The sequence below is a fragment of the Corynebacterium sp. TAE3-ERU16 genome (assembly GCF_019209935.1).
Classification (GTDB): Bacteria; Actinomycetota; Actinomycetes; order Mycobacteriales; family Mycobacteriaceae; genus Corynebacterium; species Corynebacterium antarcticum.
The window spans coordinates 1-1,018 of record NZ_JAHUTN010000019.1 but is presented as its reverse complement, the minus strand read 5'-3'; the positions used below and the strand labels follow the sequence as shown (position 1 = coordinate 1,018).

Below are 1,018 nucleotides of genomic sequence, written 5' to 3'. Positions count from 1 at the left end.
AGGTATACGGTGCTCCGTTTCACCCGCTAGACTTATCCGAAGTTTAGTTCCCACCAGATCGCCGACCGACTTGCGGAGTCCCCCACGTGTATCTTGCCTACGTCGACGATTCGGGGGACTCCAGGTACGGCAGGATGCTGACAGCGCTCTTAGTCGAGGATCGACAGTGGAGCAACGTGCTTGACTCATGGCTCCAGGGCCGTCGCGAGATTCACCGCGAGTTCGGCGTTCCGAAGACCCAAGAACTCCACGCCAACAACCTCTATAAGGGCCGTGGCCACTTCTGTGACTCTGCCGCCGACGAGGATGCGTTCTCATCGGGACGCCGCGCAGCAACCGGCCGCATCATGCTGTCATGGCTAGCGAAAGCCGATGGCTTGACAATCGCGACGATCGCTACACCTCATCGATCAGCGACCCAGGCCTACGCTACGTTTATCCGCTGGCTCGACGCCTGGGCGGAGAAGAGGCAGACCACTGCCATGGTTTTCTACGATGGCCAGCAAGGATACGGGCCCGATGATTCTTCACGCACCCCGGAACAGATACAAGCGCAGTGGGATGCTGCCTATCGTGGTTCAGCACCCTATCGCGATGTACATCGCTCGCTAAATCTGGATACACGGTACGTCATCGAAGACGTCGTGATGCAGGACAGTAAATACAATCAGCTCATCCAGGCGGCCGATCTCGTCGCCTACGGCGCCTACCAGCTTCACGTGCAGGAACACCCCGAGCACTGGTCGTCGAAGCACACCCCCGTCGCAGACGCGATCCGTGCCTACCTACGCACAAAAAGGCTCTGGATCCCAGACTCTGATCAAGGCATTCTGTGGATAGAGGAACGCAAGAACCCCTGACCATGTGGCCAGGGGTTCGCGAGGTGCGAGACCCCGTGGATGACCAACAGGCCATATAGGGCCTCGCTGTAGTTGATCATAGCATCGACAGCCATAGACCTCCACTAGACGACTAGCCGAGGGGTATGGAGCACAGCAAAGAGGTTCCGTTGACGATC

At 58.3% G+C, this 1,018-nt stretch carries 1 protein-coding gene; it reads left to right on the top strand.

Features of this window, described 5'->3' with window-relative positions; all coding sequences use genetic code 11:
• Positions 1-86: 86 nt before the first annotated feature.
• A complete protein-coding gene (locus KRX55_RS11725; protein WP_218407904.1) occupies positions 87-860 on the top strand; it encodes a DUF3800 domain-containing protein in 774 nt (257 codons plus the stop codon).
• The last annotated feature ends 158 nt before the right edge of the window (positions 861-1,018 follow it).